Annotated in this window: 18 protein-coding genes; 15 read left to right on the forward strand and 3 right to left on the reverse strand. The window is 65.2% G+C overall.

The features are described from left to right. The 6 genes from IEW81_RS02650 to IEW81_RS02675 all read left to right on the forward strand — a co-directional run bounded on the left by IEW81_RS02650 (position 1) and on the right by IEW81_RS02675 (position 5,123). On the forward strand, positions 1 to 678 hold the full coding sequence (locus tag IEW81_RS02650) for a response regulator transcription factor (protein WP_097060626.1): 678 nt from the start codon (positions 1 to 3) through the stop codon (positions 676 to 678). Beyond that, positions 678 to 2,033 carry a sensor histidine kinase gene (locus IEW81_RS02655; RefSeq protein WP_097060625.1) on the forward strand — a complete coding sequence of 452 codons (1,356 nt, stop codon included), beginning with the start codon at positions 678 to 680 and terminating at the stop codon, positions 2,031 to 2,033. The genes IEW81_RS02650 and IEW81_RS02655 overlap by 1 nt, the downstream gene beginning before the upstream one ends. Positions 2,034 to 2,097: 64 nt before the next feature. Next, positions 2,098 to 3,519, forward strand: coding sequence for a ferredoxin reductase family protein (locus tag IEW81_RS02660; RefSeq protein WP_097060624.1), 1,422 nt, complete (start codon positions 2,098 to 2,100; stop codon positions 3,517 to 3,519). Next, on the forward strand, positions 3,516 to 4,010 hold the full coding sequence (locus IEW81_RS02665; RefSeq protein WP_229671206.1) for an FMN-binding protein: 495 nt from the start codon (positions 3,516 to 3,518) through the stop codon (positions 4,008 to 4,010). Before IEW81_RS02660 ends, IEW81_RS02665 begins: the two co-directional genes overlap by 4 nt. After that, positions 4,010 to 4,741 (forward strand): FAD:protein FMN transferase, encoded by a 732-nt coding sequence (locus IEW81_RS02670; RefSeq protein WP_229671207.1) that lies wholly within the window; start codon positions 4,010 to 4,012, stop codon positions 4,739 to 4,741. The genes IEW81_RS02665 and IEW81_RS02670 overlap by 1 nt, the downstream gene beginning before the upstream one ends. A gap of 40 nt (positions 4,742 to 4,781) precedes the next feature. After that, positions 4,782 to 5,123: a cupin domain-containing protein gene (locus tag IEW81_RS02675; protein WP_097060623.1), complete on the forward strand. Its 342-nt coding sequence runs from the start codon at positions 4,782 to 4,784 to the stop codon at positions 5,121 to 5,123. On the opposite strand, the gene IEW81_RS02680 is transcribed toward IEW81_RS02675, so the two are convergent. Further along, entirely contained in the window at positions 5,116 to 5,802 is a 687-nt protein-coding gene (locus tag IEW81_RS02680) for an aquaporin (protein WP_229671208.1), read from the reverse strand. The two genes, IEW81_RS02675 and IEW81_RS02680, sit on opposite strands and share 8 nt — an antisense overlap. Beyond that, a complete protein-coding gene (locus IEW81_RS02685; protein ID WP_097060622.1) occupies positions 5,799 to 6,149 on the reverse strand; it encodes an ArsR/SmtB family transcription factor in 351 nt (116 codons plus the stop codon). Before IEW81_RS02685 ends, IEW81_RS02680 begins: the two co-directional genes overlap by 4 nt. 232 nt (positions 6,150 to 6,381) lie before the next feature. Between IEW81_RS02685 and IEW81_RS02690 the strand changes: the two genes are divergently transcribed. Together IEW81_RS02690 and IEW81_RS02695 are read left to right on the forward strand one after the other, a co-directional pair. Next, the gene (locus IEW81_RS02690; protein WP_097060620.1) at positions 6,382 to 6,573 is read left to right on the forward strand and encodes a hypothetical protein; all 192 of its coding nucleotides are present in this window, start codon (positions 6,382 to 6,384) and stop codon (positions 6,571 to 6,573) included. A gap of 17 nt (positions 6,574 to 6,590) precedes the next feature. Further along, positions 6,591 to 7,721: a glycerate kinase gene (locus IEW81_RS02695; RefSeq protein WP_097060619.1), complete on the forward strand. Its 1,131-nt coding sequence runs from the start codon at positions 6,591 to 6,593 to the stop codon at positions 7,719 to 7,721. Here the strand turns inward: IEW81_RS02695 and IEW81_RS02700 are convergent. Continuing rightward, complete coding sequence (locus tag IEW81_RS02700; protein WP_097060618.1) at positions 7,707 to 9,134, reverse strand: XRE family transcriptional regulator; 1,428 nt, start codon at positions 9,132 to 9,134, stop codon at positions 7,707 to 7,709. The two genes, IEW81_RS02695 and IEW81_RS02700, sit on opposite strands and share 15 nt — an antisense overlap. Positions 9,135 to 9,246: 112 nt before the next feature. Here IEW81_RS02700 and IEW81_RS02705 point away from each other — a divergent pair, with 112 nt between their 5' ends. From IEW81_RS02705 to IEW81_RS02735, 7 genes are all read left to right on the forward strand, one after another. Further along, complete coding sequence (locus tag IEW81_RS02705) at positions 9,247 to 11,073, forward strand: phosphoenolpyruvate carboxykinase (GTP) (protein ID WP_097060617.1); 1,827 nt, start codon at positions 9,247 to 9,249, stop codon at positions 11,071 to 11,073. A 100-nt stretch (positions 11,074 to 11,173) separates the two neighbouring features. After that, positions 11,174 to 11,743 carry an RNA polymerase sigma factor gene (locus IEW81_RS02710; RefSeq protein ID WP_097060933.1) on the forward strand — a complete coding sequence of 190 codons (570 nt, stop codon included), beginning with the start codon at positions 11,174 to 11,176 and terminating at the stop codon, positions 11,741 to 11,743. Beyond that, positions 11,733 to 12,509, forward strand: a complete 777-nt coding sequence (locus IEW81_RS02715; protein ID WP_097060616.1) for a hypothetical protein — start codon at positions 11,733 to 11,735, stop codon at positions 12,507 to 12,509. The genes IEW81_RS02710 and IEW81_RS02715 overlap by 11 nt, the downstream gene beginning before the upstream one ends. Positions 12,510 to 12,870: 361 nt before the next feature. After that, positions 12,871 to 13,608 carry a PspA/IM30 family protein gene (locus IEW81_RS02720; protein ID WP_097060615.1) on the forward strand — a complete coding sequence of 246 codons (738 nt, stop codon included), beginning with the start codon at positions 12,871 to 12,873 and terminating at the stop codon, positions 13,606 to 13,608. Between the two features lie 58 nt (positions 13,609 to 13,666). Continuing rightward, entirely contained in the window at positions 13,667 to 14,350 is a 684-nt protein-coding gene (locus IEW81_RS02725) for an NADPH-dependent F420 reductase (RefSeq protein WP_373285364.1), read from the forward strand. A gap of 9 nt (positions 14,351 to 14,359) precedes the next feature. After that, positions 14,360 to 15,190, forward strand: coding sequence for an arginase family protein (locus IEW81_RS02730; RefSeq protein WP_097060613.1), 831 nt, complete (start codon positions 14,360 to 14,362; stop codon positions 15,188 to 15,190). Positions 15,191 to 15,239: 49 nt separating this feature from the next. Next, positions 15,240 to 16,064 carry a crotonase/enoyl-CoA hydratase family protein gene (locus IEW81_RS02735; protein WP_097060612.1) on the forward strand — a complete coding sequence of 275 codons (825 nt, stop codon included), beginning with the start codon at positions 15,240 to 15,242 and terminating at the stop codon, positions 16,062 to 16,064. Positions 16,065 to 16,066 lie beyond the last annotated feature (2 nt).

A 16,066-nucleotide genomic window follows, 5' to 3' on the forward strand; every position in this document is an offset into this window, starting at 1 on the left:
ATGGTGAAGATCCTCGTGGTGGAGGATGACGGCGCCATGGGGGCACTCGTCAAGCACGGGCTCGAAGAGGGCGGCTACGAGGTCACCCTCGTCACGAACGGTGTCGACGCCCTGATCGCCGTCGCCAACGATGAATTCTCGGCGGCCGCCATCGACGTCATGCTGCCAGAGATGTCGGGTTTCGAGATCTGCCGTCACCTGAGAAACCAGGGCAACACCATGCCGGTCATGCTGCTCACCGCCCGGGATGCCGTCGAAGATCGCGTGATCGGACTCGACTCGGGCGCCGACGACTACCTGACAAAACCTTTCTCCTTCGCCGAGTTCAGCGCCCGCATCCGAGCCCTGGTGAGACGCGACTCCGCCGCACCGAAATCCACCTTGAGAATCGGCGGCATCGCGCTGGATGCCGCGACCGTGCGGGCGACCGCAAACGGCTCCGCCCTGCCACTGAGCTCGAAAGAGTTCGCGATGCTCTGGACCCTCGGCGCTCACACCGGCGAGGCGCTCAGCCGACAGGAGATCCTGCAGGAGGTCTGGGGCACCACCCAGCACATCGATCCGACGATCGTCGACCAGTACGTGAGTTACCTCCGTCGCAAGCTCGAGCCGCTGGGCGCTGGAGTCTCCATCTCGACGGTGCGCGGAGTCGGTTATCGGCTGGTCGTGGCATCCTGATGCTGTCGCGGCTTTCCATTCGGTCCCGGATCACCCTCGGCAGTCTCGCGGTGGCGGTCGTGCTGCTGTTGGTCGCATTGCTCGTGGTGCGCACGCAGGTCTCGACGGTGCTCGCGAGCGCCGACGCGAGCCTCGCGCAGAGCGATCTCGAGTCCTTTGACAAAGACGTGACCGCCAATCCCGATGAGACGCTGGATGCTCCGGGCTCGGGCATCCTCGTTTACGTGAGGTCCCCCGGCGGAACCGTGGAGGCCAACACCCTTCCGCGCGACATCCTCGTCCCGATTCTCGGCCGGGACGCGACCGATGAGCAGTACATGACCACCGACGACGAGGGGCGCACCTTCGTCGTCGTCGGCCGGACCGTGCAAACCTCAGCGGGCACCTGGGCGATGTGGTCAGCGAGGAGCACGTCGTCGAATGAGCTGGCCCTGCGCGGGCTCGACGCGGTGCTGCTCGTGGGTGGCCTCCTTCTCCTCCTCGGTTTCGGTGCGGCGTCATGGCTGCTGGCCACGGCCGCGCTGCGGCCTGTGAGCGCGATGCGCCGGCAGGCCGAACAACTCGGAGAGGGCGCAACCGATGCCCAGCTTCCTGTCGGGCGTACACAGGACGAATTGTCCGAACTGGCCACCACCCTCAACCGGTTCCTATCCAGGGTGCAGGCATCGAGCGCCCGCGAGAAGCAGATGGTTTCCGACGCCGCACACGAACTGAGGACACCACTGGCCGTGCTCAAGACCCAGCTAGAACTCGCCCATAACGATTTCGGCGATGCGGACGCGCTCGCCCGCCAGGTGGGTGCTGCGGAGGTCTCGGTCGACCGGCTCGCATCCCTCGCCTCGAACCTGCTCGAGCTCAGCCGCATCGAATCCCACGAGGCTGCTGCGTCGACGTCGACGGCAGCGGTACTCACCGACGAGTTCATGGGCAGCGTGGACCGCGCCAGGATGCTCGCACTCGACAAGTCCGTCGCGGTGGATTTCACGCTCTCCCCCATCGACGATGGCGCTGAGTTCCGCATCGCCGCCCAGGCCTTCGGCCGCCTTGTTGACAACCTCTTCTCGAACGCCATTAATGCGGTGGATGATGCAGGCACCGTGCGAGCGACTCTCACCCAGAGCGAGAGGCGACTGCTGCTGACAGTGTCGGATGACGGCCCGGGAATGCCGGACGACTTCGTGCCCGTCGCCTTCGAACGCTTCACGCGACCCGATGCGTCGAGGGCAACGAGCACGGGAGGCAGTGGACTCGGGCTCGCACTCGTGCGTGCCCTTGCGAGGGAGGCTGGGGGCGAGGTGAGCGCCGAGAACACCCATCCGGGGCTCAGAATGAGCGTGTTCCTGCCGAAAATGTGAGGACTCACACCGCGAATCCCGGCGTTCATAGGCTGCGCATAGCTTGCGCGACCACAGTGATGACATGACCACTCAGGCGCAGGCTCGACCGGCGGGGCGCCGGAACATTCCGATGACGCCTCGTCGCGACCCGAGGCGGGAATACCAGCGACGTGCGCGACGTGCCGACCTGCTCGCGATCGCCCTGTGGGCATCGGGGGCCGCGGCCGCGGCGCTCTTCCTGGCGTCCGGTGGCGCCGGGCAGTTCACTTCACCCACCGCGGTCGTCACGAGCCTCGGGATCGTCGCTGGCCTGATCGGTACAGATTTCATCCTCGTCATGCTGGTGCTCGCCGCCCGCATCCCCCTGATCGACCGGACCATCGGGCACGACCGAGCCATCGCCGTGCATCGTTCGCTCGGCAAGCCTGCGCTCTACCTCCTGCTCGGCCACGGTGTGCTGCTTCTCACCGGCTACGGGATGAGCCAGGGATTCAACCCGATCGCGGAAATCGGTCCGATGCTCGCCCTGCCGGACATGCCGCTCGCCGTCATCGGCATGGGACTGATGATCACGGTCGTCGTGACCTCGCTCGTTGCGGTCCGGCGTAAGTTCAGCTACGAGGGCTGGCACCTCGTGCACCTGCTGAGCTATTTCGCGGTCGCATTCGCGCTCCCCCACCAGTTGAGCGTCGGCGGTGTGCTCTCCGAGGGCACCGTGCAGCGCATCTATTGGATCGCGCTCTACGTGGTCGCGTTCGGCGCCATCCTGACCTTCAGGTTCATCGAACCCGTCGTGTCGAGCGTCCGGCACCGGATCACGGTCGCCGGCGTGACGACGATCGCGCCGGGTGTGACATCCATCCACTTCTCTGGCCGTAACCTGCGTGACCTGGGAGCCGAAGGCGGGCAGTTCTTCATCTGGCGCTTCTGGACGGGTAAGACCTGGTGGCACTCCCACCCGATCTCACTCTCGGCGGTGCCGACCGGCTCGACGGCTCGCATCACCGTTCGCGACCTCGGTGCCGGCAGCGCTCGCATCAGCGCGGTGCGGCCCGGTACGAAGGTGTCGATCGAAGGGCCGTACGGACTGTTCTCGGATTCGGCGCGCACCTCACCGAAGCTGGCCATCATCGCAGCGGGAATAGGTGTCACGCCGATCCGCGCGCTGCTCGAGCACGCGCAGTTCGCCCCCGGTGACGCCACCATCCTGCTGCGCGCCAGCCGCCAGGACGAGACGTACCTGTGGGACGAGATTCGCGAACTGGCCGAGGCCAGGGGTGCGGCCTGTTACGTGATGGTGGGTCACAGGTCGAAGACCGGACCGAGCTGGATGTCCGACGTCGATGCTCGACGCGGCGTCACCCTCCAGACCATCTTCCCCGACCTCGCACAGTCAGACCTCTACCTCTGCGGCCCGACCGCCTGGCTCGACTCCATCGAGACCGAGGCTCGCGCAACCGGCATCCCCTCCCATCAGATCCACGCAGAAAGGTTTGACTGGTGAACACCCGCTCAACTCTCGGAAGCGTCTTCGCCTCGGTTGCCGTGCTCATCGTCGGCTGGCAGGCCGGTGGAGTTATGCTCGCCCCCCAGCCGACTACGACCACGTCGCCACAGACCAGCACCCCGAAGTCCGTCACCAGTCAACCGACCGGTACGACGACACAGGCGGCCGCACCTGCGCCGGCAGTCGCTGCGCCCGCAGCGACCAGCCCTGCAGACGGCACATACACCGGCGCTAGCGTGAGCACCCGCTTCGGGAACGTGCAGGTCGCTGTAACACTCACGGGTGACCGAATCACCGATGTCACGCCGCTTCTGCTCACGAATGCGGGCGCGCACTCGGTGCAGATCAGCAACCGTGCTGCGCCCATCGTGCATGACGAGGTAATCGCCTCCCAGTCGGCGAAGGTGTCGAACGTAGGCGGAGCCACGTACACGACTCACGCCTACCTTGCATCGGTGCAGTCGGCCCTCGACCAGGCCGGATTCTGATGCGACACGTGTTCGAGACGATGGGCACCGTCGCCTCGATCGAACTGCCGGAAACCGTCACCACCGAACTCGACACCGTGCGCGAGATCTTCACCGCAGCCGACCAACGATTCAGCCTCTACGCGCCGGAGTCCGAACTCAGTCGCATCGCCAGCGGCACCCTCACGCTGGCGAGGGCGAGCAGCGCCGTGCGCGAAAGTTACGAGCGGAGCATCCAGTGGCGCATCCACACTTCTGGCCTGTTCTCCCCGAACCGGCCAGACGGCGTCATCGACCTCAACGGCATCGTGAAAGCCGAAGCCATCGAGAGGGCGGGGGCGCATCTCGACAGCGTCGGGTGTCCGTCCTGGACGATCAACGTCGGTGGTGACATCCTCGTCCGCACCGATCGCGCCCCATGGGTCACCGGGATAGCCGACCCGTCCGATGATCGATCGCTCATCTGCTCGGTCGTGCTAGCCGGATCTCGGCGAGCCGTCGCCACCTCCGGATCGGCACAGCGTGGTGACCACATCTGGCGTGGTTGCGAGCTCGGCCCTACCCATTTTGTGCAGGTGAGTGTGATCGCTGACGACATCGTGACAGCCGACGTGCTCGCCACCGCCATCGTTGCTGGCGGCCAGGAAGCCCTCGACGACGTGACAGGCCGGTGGCCCATCGACGTGCTCGCCATCGACCGAGGCGGGGCGCTCATGGCGACTCCGGGGTTCCGTGAGGCGATAGCCGCCTGAGGCACTTTCCCACCGCGGGATCCGGGAGTAACATCCGCGTATGGATGACATGGATCCCACTATCTCCAACCCCGAGTTCTACAGAACCCTGTGGGAGAACGATGATGTTCGCGTGCTGGAGTACCTCGACGCGCCGGGTGACGAGACCACCGCCCACAGGCATCCGAACTCGGTGATGATCACCCTCACCGATTTCGATCGACAGCTGTCGATCGGGGGAACCACTCGCGATGTGACCCTCGCTGCGGGTGCAGCCGTCTGGTTGCCCACGCAGACCCACAGCGGTAGGAATACCGGCGCCACGGCGACCCACACGATCCTCATCGAGCTGAAGAACAGCACAGGGACGGGAGAACCGGGAGTGCTCGGGCCTGCTACTTAGCGTTGGGGATGATCCGACGATCCGGATAGAACCACCGCACCAGCGCGAATCCGAGGGCGCCACCGATCAGCTGTGCCGCGACAAATCCCGGTGCCGAGGATGGCGCGATTCCCGCGAACGTGTCACTGAACATGCGACCGATGGTGATGGCGGGGTTGGCGAAGCTCGTCGAACTCGTGAAGAAGTAGGCGGTTCCGATGTAAGCGCCGACTGCCGCCGCGGTGAGCCCCGACCTGCCGGTGCGCGCGAGCACGAAGATCACCATGATCAACCCCGCCGTGGCGACGATCTCCGACAGGAAGTGTGGTGGGGTGAGCCGCTCGGTGCTGCTGACGCTGACCGCAGCGTCGCCGAACAGGACGTTCGCGAGTATCGCACCGAGGATGCATCCGATCACCTGCGCTGGAATGTAGAACGCGGTGTCGCGCCACGACCGCAGCCCGCTGCCCGACTCGACGAGAGACACAACGGGATTGAAGTGGGCGCCACTGAGGGGTGCGAACAGCATGATGAGCACGGAAAGACCGAGCGCCGTCGCCACGGCGTTCTCCAGCAGTTGCAGCCCGGCGTCGGTCGGCGATAGCCGCTGGGCAGCTATTCCGGAGCCGACGACTATCGCTGCGAGCGCCGCGCTGCCGACAAGCTCGGCCGTAACGCGGCGGAGGAGCGCTGTTTTCACGGGGATGCGACAAGCCGCGAGATCGAGGCGAGTGCTCCGGGGATCAGGGTGAAATACGCCCAGGTGCCTCGTTTCGATCGCGTCAGGAACCCTGCATCCGTGAGCACCTTCAAGTGATGCGAGACGGTGGGCTGACCGATATCCAGCGGTTCGGTGAGGTCGCAAACGCAGGCCTCCTGGCCTTCGGATGCCGCGATGATCGACAACAGTCGCAGTCGCGCGGGGTCTGCGATCGCCTTGAGGGATCGCGCGAGATCGTCAGCTTGCGACTGGGTCATCGCGTCGCGAGTCAGCGGGGCACGGCATGCTCCCACGTCGACCACAGGCAGGAGGGTTCGCGCACTCATCCTGAGACTGTAGCAAATATTGACCATCGTCGATATTGACAGCCGTATTCATAACATCGATACCGATCGATGTTCCCGAAGGGACACCTCCTGACTTTCAACGACGTCAGCTCTCCCGCCCTGCGCGATCAACGACTCGGCCGACGCCGGGGCGGCCTGCTGCTCCTGGTCCAACCGTGGCATTGGGTTCACGGTAGCGTCGGAATCACGACGCGAGGACGGGAAGCGCTGCATGACCTACGACATGACTTACGACAAGTTCGACGACGAAAAGCGACACGACCGGCTCATCCTGGCAGCGAAGTCGAGCGGATCCGACGCGGCGCCGCGCATCACCACCGAGCAGAAAACGGATGGTGTCAGCCGCATCGATGCAGCTGACACTGCGGCAGTGCGCCCGGAGAATCCCGATAAGCAGCACTGAACAGGGAGAACTGAATCATGGATCTCACCGTCGTCATCGCTCCGGACTCCTTCAAGGGCTCCCTGCCAGCCGTCGCAGTGGCCGAGGCGATAGCCAAGGGCTGGCGAGCGGAGCGACCGCGCGACACTCTCGTGCTCTTCCCGCAGGCCGATGGCGGCGAAGGGACGCTCGACGCGATCGAGGCGAGCAGTCCCCTCGCCGTGCGGCATGCTGTCGTCGATGTCACCGGACCGGACGGCAGGCCAACGCCCGGCGAATGGCTCGAGCTCCCCGGTGGTATCGCCGTGGTTGAGCTCGCCCAGTCGAGTGGACTGCCGCTGATGGCCGCCCCGGATGCGCTGGGCGCCACCACCCGCGGGCTCGGCGAGGTCATCCGGGCGGCGCTCGGCGCTGGCGCGACAGCGCTCGTAATCGGCCTCGGCGGTTCGGCATCGACGGATGCGGCATCCGGCGCCCTCATGGCTCTCGGCCTGCGACTGCTCGACGGACGCGGCCAGCCGATCACCGACGGCGGCGGCGCACTCGCCACGATCGCCGGTATCGACCGGATGGGGCTTGTCCACCCCAGTGCAGTCACACTGCTCACGGATGTGGATGCACCCCTGCTCGGCAGGCTCGGCGCCGCCGCGGTCTTCGGGCCGCAGAAGGGAGCGACCCCGGCGCAGGTCGTCGAACTCGACGCGGCCCTGGCCCACTTCGCCGCCATGTTCGGCGGCGATCCGGATGCCCCGGGCGCCGGAGCAGCCGGCGGTGCCGGGTGGGGCTTTGCCACAGCCTGGGGCGCCACGATCGTCCCGGGCGCGGACTACGTGGCCGAGCTCGGCGGAGTGGGCGCGGTCATCCAGGCTGCAGACCTGCTTCTCACCGGGGAGGGTCGCTTCGACGCGCAATCGCTCGGGGGCAAAGTCGTGGGGCAGCTGATCCGCAGGGCTGTGCCGTGCGGTGTCCGGGTCGGGGTCATTGCAGGCCAGGTGGACATAGACATAGACATCGGGACCGGCACGGGCACGGGCACCGACACCGACATCGATGTGTGGACGACATCGCTCACCGAGCTGGCCGGTTCGATCGAGGCAGCCATGAAAGAACCCGCCCGCTGGCTGCGGATCGCGGGAGCGCAGGCCGCCCGCGAACTAGTCGGCGTGTGACTCGAGAAACTCGTAGAGCTCGCGGTCGTCCACTCCGGGAAATGTCCCCGCTGGCAGAGGCGACAACGTATGCGCATGGAGTTTGGCGCTCGACCACGCCTTGCCCGACCAGCGGTTGGTGAGCCGGGAATCCGGACGCCGGCAGCAGCTCTCGTCGGGGCAGGTCGAGGTCATCCGGTTGGTCGTCTCGCGACCGCGGAACCACTTCGAATGCGCGAACGGCACGCCGATCGAAATGGAGAACTCCCCGGAATCGGTGGTGCCGGTCTGTGTCGACTCGAAGAACGTGCCCTCCGGCGTGTCGGTGTACTGGTAGAACTCGGTCGTGCGATTCGTGCGTGTGAACGCGGTGCGGGCACTCCAGTTGCGACACACGAACTGGCCTTCGGTTGAGCCCGTGACGTCCACCGGCAGCCGCAGCGAATCGTTTTCGTAGGCTTTGGCGACCGCGCCATCATCACCGACCCGCAGGAAATGCACCTCGAGGTCGAGGTGCTTCGTTGCCAGGTTGGTGAAGCGCAACGCCGCCGCCTCGTGCGTGACACCGAAGGCATCGCGGAAATCTTCTACAGCGATATTGCGATCGGCTTTGGCCTCGCTGAGAAACTCGACGGATTGCCTCCGTGGCATCAGGACTGCCGCAGCAAAGTAGTTGATCTCGAGACGCTGCAGCAGGAAGTCTGCATAGGTGCTGGGCGTTTCGTGCCCGAGCACGCGGTGCCCCATCGCCTGCAGCGCCATCCCACGCAGCCCGTGCCCGCCGGGTATCGATGCCGGAGGCAGGTAGATGCGACCGTTCGCGAGATCGGTTACCGATCGCGCCGAATGCGGAAGGTCATGCACGTGCACGAGCTCGAAACCGAGCATCTCGGCGATCCTGGTGACCGATCGATGGGTCAGCGCCCCTGTCGTGTGACCCACCTCAGAAAGCAGTTTCTCGCTGACATCCTCGATCGCGGGCAGGTAGTTATCGACCGTGCGCATGTGCTGCCGAAGCTCCGTATTGGCTCGCCGAGCCTCCTCGGGAGTGGCAATGGCTTCGCGAGCACGCCGTGCGAGCTCCCGATGAAGCCCGACCAGCGCCTCGAGAGTCTCGTCGCTCGTCCCCTTGCTCGGGCGAATGCCCGGCAGCCCGAGCGACGCGTATACGCTGCCGTGTTGCGCTCGTTCGAGCTCGATCTCGAGGGCCGCACGTTTGCTCGGCGGCGCCTGGTCCAGGAGATCAGCGAGTTCCACGCCGACGACCGAGGCAATGGACGAGAGAAGCGTGAGTCGCGGCTCGCGACGACCATTCTCCATGAGCGACAGCTGGCTGCCGGCAATGCCCACCTTCTCCCCGAGCTGGTCGAGGGTCATCCGAGAATTCGTGCGGAAATATCGGATGCGCTGGCCGAGGGTCACAAGATCATTCACACAATCACCTTAGCGAAAGAATTGCTAATCTTTCACACAAATTTTGGCATCAAGGCCCAAAGAGTTGGTTCATAGTTGAAGAACACCACATTATTTAGCGGAAAGGCACACCATGAGCGTCGCCGAAATGGTCACCACCGAATCCACCGCCCCCGTTGGTGCTCCCGAGTCCGTTGTCGGCTGGGTCGCCAGCATCGCCGCACTCACCACGCCCGACCACATCGTCTGGTGCGACGGATCCAACGCCGAATTCGACGCTCTCACCCGCGCCATGGTCGCCACCGGCACCCTCACTAGGCTCAACGCCGAACACCGCCCGTACAGCTTCCTGGCCCGCAGCGACCCGCAGGATGTCGCTAGGGTCGAGTCACGCACGTTCATCTGCTCCGAAAGCCCGGAAGATACGGGACCCACGAATAACTGGTGCGATCCGGCGGAGATGCGCGCCACCCTCAGACCGCTCTTCAGCGGCAGCATGCGCGGCCGCACCATGTACGTGCTGCCGTTCTCGATGGGGCCGCTGCGTTCGCCACTGTCGCGCATGGGCGTGCAGGTCACCGACTCGCCCTATGTCGCCAGCAGCATGGGAATCATGACTCGAATGGGATCAGAGGCACTCTCGCTCATTGGAGACGCCACAGAATGGGTGCGCGCCATCCACAGCGTTGGAGCTCCGCTCGCACCGGGCCAGAGCGACGTGCCGTGGCCGTCGAACAAGGAGAAGTACATCTCTCACTTCCCTGAAACTCGTGAGATCTGGTCGTTCGGTTCGGCATACGGCGGAAACGCACTCCTCGCGAAGAAGTCATTTGCTCTCAGAATCGCGTCGGTGATGGCGCGCGACGAGGGCTGGCTCGCCGAGCACATGCTCATCATCAAGGTCACCAATCCTCGCGGACGCGCGTTCCATGTCGCCGCCGCGTTCCCGAGCGCCTGCGGCAAGACCAACCTCGCCATGCTCCAGTCGACCATTCCCGGATGGACGATCGAGACCATCGGTGACGACATCGCCTGGCTCGGCCGAGGTACCGACGGTCGCCTGCGCGCGATCAACCCCGAAGCCGGTTTCTTCGGTGTTGCTCCCGGCACGGGCAGGAACAGCAATCCGACCGCGATGGACACCATCTGGGGCAACACCATCTTCACCAACGTCGCACTGCGCGACGACGGTGATGTGTGGTGGGAGGGCATGAGCGACATCGCCCCCGCTCATCTCATCGATTGGGAAGGCAATGACTGGACGCCGGATTCCGGCCGCCCGGCTGCACACCCCAACTCGAGATTCACCGTCGCTGCCCGGCAGTGCCCGAGCATCTCGAATGACTGGGAAGACCCCCAGGGCGTCGTCATCGACGCGATAATCTTCGGCGGTCGCCGCGCGACCAACGTGCCGCTAGTGGTGGAGGCACGGGATTGGGAGCATGGCGTCTACCTGGGCGCCACGATCTCATCCGAGCGGACGGCGGCCGCCGAAGGCACCATCGGCGAACTGCGGCGCGACCCGTTCGCCATGATGCCGTTCGTCGGATACAACATGGCCGATCACTGGGCGCACTGGCTCAAGATCGGTGCCGGGCTGCGCAGCACCGGCAACGTCCCACGGATCTTCCAGGTGAACTGGTTCCGCAAGGGGGCGGACGGCTCCTTTTTGTGGCCCGGATTCGGTGAAAATTCGCGAGTGCTGGAATGGATCCTCGATCGCGTGGATGGCCAGGTCGCGGCGAAAGACAGCCCCATCGGCCTGCTTCCCACCGAGGGCGCACTCAACATCGACGGTCTCGATGTCACCAACAGCGACATGGCGGAACTTTTCGCGATCGACCAGGACCTGTGGCACGCCGAGGCGGATTCGACCGAGGAGTTCTTCGCAACCTTCGAGGGCCGCGTTCCCGCCGCCGTGGAGAGACAGCTTGCGATCCTGCGCGAAAAACTGGGCTGACCACAACGTTTTCCGCCGGTCGATCGTCTTAGTAGGTGTGACCACCACTACATTCGATTCGACTGCTCCTCTCGGGGCGGCATTCCCGGAGAGGCGAGACGTGGCAGCAGGATCCGTCGATGCTTCCGGTTGGGAAGCGGTCGTCACCAGGCTCGTGGCCCAGCGCGGCGACGCCCTGACCCGGTATGCGTACCTCGTCTCCGGCAGCCAGGATGACGCGTCAGACCTCGTGCAGGATGCGCTGGTCAAGACGTTCGGTCGTCTTCGCAACGGTTTCACGATCGCGAGCGCCGAGGCGTACGTGCGCCGCGTCATCCTGAACACCTACCTCGACGGAGGACGCAGGCGAAGCCTCTGGCGCAGGACAGCGCACCTCCAGGTCGCACGTGACGTCGCCGACGCTACCGATGCGGCCACCGATGCGGCCGTCGACCTTCGTCACCAGCTCATGCGACTCACCCCGCGCGAGCGAGCCTGCGTGGTACTGCGGTATTACGAAGACCTCACCGTGGCCGCCATCGCCGACGAATTACAGATCAGCCAGGGGGCGGTGAAGCGCTACCTGAGCGATGGACTCGCGAAGATGGCCGTCTCCCTGACCAGCGAAACCGAGCGCTCCCTTCGGGACGAATCGAAGACTATGACGACGGGGGCGCCCCATGCCCAGTGAACAGGACCTGCGTGACATGTTCGCGGCAGGCGATGGGCCGCGTAATTCGATAGACCCCGACCGCGTCATTGCCAGGAGTCGCGGACGCCGCCGGCCCTTGCAGGTTGCCGCGGGCGCTGTGGGTGCTCTCGCCGTCGTCGCGCTTGTCGCCGTAGTCGTGCAGACCGCCCCATTCTCGTTCCCCGCGATGATGACCTCGCAGGGTGCCTCCGACAGCGGGTCGACCACCGAGCAGGCTCCGTTGCCAGGTGATCTCGAATCGACGCTGAAGCGCGCTCCGGCTGACAGGCTCAACCTCTGCACCGGCACGCTCACCGAAGTGGCTGCCAGCTTTAACGGACTCCGGCTGGATGTCGCCTTCCCGGCCCAGGCCCCGGCCGGCGCAGATCCGGTGGACGGCACGGTGCGACTCACCAACACGAGCGCTACCCGAGTAACCGGTTCCACGGGCGCCACCCCCGCCATCACCCTGTCGCAGGATGGTGTCGTGCTGTGGCACAGCAACGGTCCCACGATCATGTCTCTCGCTATCGTGGACCTCGAGCCCGGGGCATCCATGGAGTACCGGGCATCGTTCACCCCGGTGCGATGCGAGGTGGACGACGACCTCGGGCCGTCATTCCGGGATGGATTGCCGGCTGTTCCCGCAGGGGTATACGACCTCTCTGCGGCTATCGACTTCACGGCCGACTCGTCGATGCTGCAGCCGGAGAGGCCGGAGCTCGACCTCGTGAGCGGCCCGCTGTCGCAGATCACCATCGGCTGACCAGCTCCACCACGAAAGAAGAACCGTCGGCACACCATTGTGTCGACGGTCCATTCGCCCCCGACTATAGCCGAAATCCTGGCTGCCGTGACACCATCATGGGGGTCATAACACCCGGCGCACCAGTCGACGAGGGCGCCCGGGTGTGAGTCTCGCGCAGGCAAGCTGATCAATGCTGCCACCTCCCCCAGGATCATCTACGCCGGGATTGCCTCCCCAGGATCACCTCCCCCGGGATCATCGCCACCGAGGCAGCAGCTACTGCAGCTCGAGTCGCAGCAGTGGTGGCCGCAGCAGCCGCGGCGGTAGATTCTGAACAGGCTTTCGCATGATCACTCCACCCTCACGAAAGGCACCCTGAATGGCTAAGCAAACAATCCTCGGTCGCGTCTCACAGCTTCTGAGAGCCAATGTCAACAACCTGATCGACCAGGCAGAAGACCCGCAGCTGATGCTTGACCAGCTCGTGCGCGACTTCACGAACAGCATCTCCGAAGCTGAGGGCGCCGTCGCCCAGACCATCGGCAACCTGCGCCTGATGGAGCAGGATCATGCTGAGGATGTCGCTGCCGCAGCCGACTGGGGCCGCAAGGCTCTCGCGGCCAGCAACAAGGCAGACGAACTGCGCTCGGCAGGCAACGCGGGTGATGCAGACAAGTTCGACAACCTCGCGAAGATCGCCCTGCAGCGCCAGGTCTCATCCGAGAACGAGGCACAACAGGCAGAGCCCACGATCGCTTCACAGACCACGACCGTCGACGCGCTGAAGAAAGGTCTCGACGGCATGCACGCCAAGCTGTCGCAGCTCATCGCCAAGCGAGACGAGCTCGTCGCCCGATCGAAGACCGCGGATGCCCAGAGCCAGGTGCTCGACGCAATCAAGTCGATCGACCTGATGGATCCCACCAGCGAACTGGGCCGCTTCGAAGACAAGATCCGCCGCGAGGAGGCAAAAGTCGCCGGGCAGCAGGAGCTCGCAGCATCCAGCCTCGATTCCCAGTTCGAAGGCCTCGAAGACCTCAGCACGCAGGTTGAAGTGGATGCCCGCCTCGCCGCCCTCAAGGCCGGCGGCGCCACACCTCAGGCGATCACGCCGTAACTGTGCGCGGAAGGGCGGTCGACCCCGATCGGCCGCCCTTCCGTATTGGCTGTTAGTAATGGCGCTCGTGGTGACATTGCGGCGTCGCAGTGGCTTAATGACAAGCATGACAACTATCGGATTCATCGGAGCAGGAAACATCGGCAGCCAGGTCGCCCGCAAGGCGATCGAGAGCGGATATGACGTGGTTCTCAGCAACTCACGTGGGCCCGAGACCCTCGCGGACCTGATCGAAGAACTCGGACCGCAGGCCCGTGCCGCCACTGCTGTGCAGGCCGCGGAGGCCGCAGACATCGCCGTGGTGACGGTGCCGCTTAAGAATTACCGGGAGGTCCCCGTCGACGAGCTTGCGGGAAAGATCGTGATCGACACGAACAACTACTACTTCGAGCGCGATGGGCATATCGAGTCGCTCGACAACAACGAGGAAACAGTCTCAGGGCTCCTCCAGAAGCACCTCCCCCAGAGCTACGTCGTCAAGGGTTTCAATCACATCATGTCGGCCGATATCACCACCGACGGTTCAGCGGCCGACGATCCCGACCGTCGTGCGCTGGCCATCGCCGGTGACGACGAGGATGCGAAGACCACGGTGACCGAGCTCTACGACAAGTTCGGCTTCGACGCCGTCGACGTGGGATCGCTGGACGAGAGCTGGCGCGTCGAGCGCGACCGGCCAGCATACGGACAGCGCCAGACCAAAGCCGAGCTGAAAGAGAACCTCGCGAAGGCAACGCGCTAAAGTTCTCGCATGCCTGCCACCTTCGTCGTCGTGCCCCAGTGGCAGGGTTCCGGATCATCCCGCGCCATGCGCCTCGTCGATGGCGCCGAGGCGATCCGCGGTGACCTGCCGATGTCGTCCACGGTGGTGGTCGACGTTCCACTCGAGGCCGGTGACGCCCAGGGCACCGGTGTCCACCGGCTCAGCTCGATCATGCTGGTACGCGACCGTCTCGCAAAGGTACTCCGCGAGACCACGGGAACCCCGATCACGATCGGTGGTGACTGCGGTGTCGAGCTTGCCGCGATCAGCCATGCCACACAGTCGCCGGATGTCGCGATCGTCTGGTTCGACGCGCATCCCGACCTGAATACCTCGGCGTCGAGCCCATCCGGAGCTTTCACCGGGATGGTACTTCGTACGCTCCTGGGTGAAGGCGTAGACCAACTGGTGCCCGCAGCCGCCGTCGATCCGAGCCGGGTCATCCTCGCCGGGGCCCGGTCGTTCGACCCCGCCGAAGACTCGTTCATCGCCGAGCACAACATCCGCTGCATCGAGTCCGACGATCTCGACACCGAGACGCTGGTTGCCGCCGTCGAAGCTACCGGCGCGACATCCGTCTACCTTCACATCGACCTCGATGTGATCGATTCCGCCGATTTCACGGGCCTCGGCTACCCGGAACCATTCGGTGTGACCGCGGCGACCCTCGTCGAGACCCTCAAGGGCCTGCTCGCGCGCTTCCCGCTCGCGGGCGCGGGGGTGACGGAATTCGCGCCCGCCTCCGTGGCGGCGGCGGCGGATGACATGCCCACGATCCTCAGGATCATCGGAGCGCTCAATTCGGCCACTCGCGCCTGACCCGGCGGCGGCTTTCCGTCGGCCATCGACCGGCCCGTAGTCTTGAAGCATGACCGCCAATGATGTCGAGACAGCCGCAATCCCCGAAGTCGCCACACCCAGGGTGACGGTGGAGCGCGACGGCCACGCGCTGCTCATCGGCCTGAACCGCCCGGAGAAACGCAACGCCGCCGACCTGCGCATGCTGCAGGAACTTGCGCTCGCCTATGGCCTGCTCTCGCGCGACCCTGAGCTGCGCGTGGGATTCGTCTTCGCCCACGGTGACCACTTCACCGGGGGTCTCGACCTCGCCGACGTTGCTCCGCGCATCGGCGCCGATGGGCTCGACTCGGTCCCAGAGGGCGGCATCAACCCGTGGCAGGTCTCTGGGGAGCAGATCACCAAACCGATCGTCATCGCCGTGCAGGGCACCTGCCTGACTCTCGGAATCGAGTTAATGCTCGCAAGCGACGTCGTTGTCGCGGCCGACAGTACGGTGTTCGGGCAGATCGAAGTCGCCCGCGGCATCCTTCCTTTCGGGGGTGCCACCATCAGGCTGCCGCGCACCGTCGGCTGGGGCAATGCCATGCGATGGATGCTCACCGGCGACACGTTCCCCGCCTCCGAGGCGCACCGCATCGGCCTCGTGCAGGAAGTCGTGCCCCACGGCGAGCAGTACGCTCGTGGCCTCGAGCTCGCCCAACGGATCGCCGCCCAGGCGCCGCTGGCCGTACAGGCCACACTGGCCAACGCTCGCGCCGCTGTGCGCGAGGGGGATGCCGTGGCCGAGGTCGCCCTGCAGCCCGAGCTCGTACGACTCACGCGGTCAGAGGATGCCCGCATCGGTATGGAGTCGTTCCTTTCGCGCACGCCCGCGAACTTCATCGGCCGTTAGCC

The sequence above is a fragment of the Salinibacterium xinjiangense genome (assembly GCF_014645015.1).
GTDB lineage: Bacteria > Actinomycetota > Actinomycetes > Actinomycetales > Microbacteriaceae > Rhodoglobus > Rhodoglobus xinjiangensis.

What these genes read in the sequence shown, in the direction of transcription:
- IEW81_RS02650 (WP_097060626.1), top strand. Translation starts at nt 1, where the DNA reads ATGGTGAAGATCCTCGTGGTGGAGGATGACGGCGCCATGGGGGCACTC.
- IEW81_RS02655 (WP_097060625.1), top strand. Translation starts at nt 678, where the DNA reads ATGCTGTCGCGGCTTTCCATTCGGTCCCGGATCACCCTCGGCAGTCTC.
- IEW81_RS02660 (WP_097060624.1), top strand. Translation starts at nt 2,098, where the DNA reads ATGACCACTCAGGCGCAGGCTCGACCGGCGGGGCGCCGGAACATTCCG.
- IEW81_RS02670 (WP_229671207.1), top strand. Translation starts at nt 4,010, where the DNA reads ATGCGACACGTGTTCGAGACGATGGGCACCGTCGCCTCGATCGAACTG.
- IEW81_RS02675 (WP_097060623.1), top strand. Translation starts at nt 4,782, where the DNA reads ATGGATGACATGGATCCCACTATCTCCAACCCCGAGTTCTACAGAACC.
- IEW81_RS02685 (WP_097060622.1), bottom strand. Translation starts at nt 6,149, where the DNA reads ATGAGTGCGCGAACCCTCCTGCCTGTGGTCGACGTGGGAGCATGCCGT.
- IEW81_RS02690 (WP_097060620.1), top strand. Translation starts at nt 6,382, where the DNA reads ATGACCTACGACATGACTTACGACAAGTTCGACGACGAAAAGCGACAC.
- IEW81_RS02695 (WP_097060619.1), top strand. Translation starts at nt 6,591, where the DNA reads ATGGATCTCACCGTCGTCATCGCTCCGGACTCCTTCAAGGGCTCCCTG.
- IEW81_RS02705 (WP_097060617.1), top strand. Translation starts at nt 9,247, where the DNA reads ATGAGCGTCGCCGAAATGGTCACCACCGAATCCACCGCCCCCGTTGGT.
- IEW81_RS02715 (WP_097060616.1), top strand. Translation starts at nt 11,733, where the DNA reads ATGCCCAGTGAACAGGACCTGCGTGACATGTTCGCGGCAGGCGATGGG.
- IEW81_RS02720 (WP_097060615.1), top strand. Translation starts at nt 12,871, where the DNA reads ATGGCTAAGCAAACAATCCTCGGTCGCGTCTCACAGCTTCTGAGAGCC.
- IEW81_RS02725 (WP_373285364.1), top strand. Translation starts at nt 13,667, where the DNA reads ATGGCGCTCGTGGTGACATTGCGGCGTCGCAGTGGCTTAATGACAAGC.
- IEW81_RS02730 (WP_097060613.1), top strand. Translation starts at nt 14,360, where the DNA reads ATGCCTGCCACCTTCGTCGTCGTGCCCCAGTGGCAGGGTTCCGGATCA.
- IEW81_RS02735 (WP_097060612.1), top strand. Translation starts at nt 15,240, where the DNA reads ATGACCGCCAATGATGTCGAGACAGCCGCAATCCCCGAAGTCGCCACA.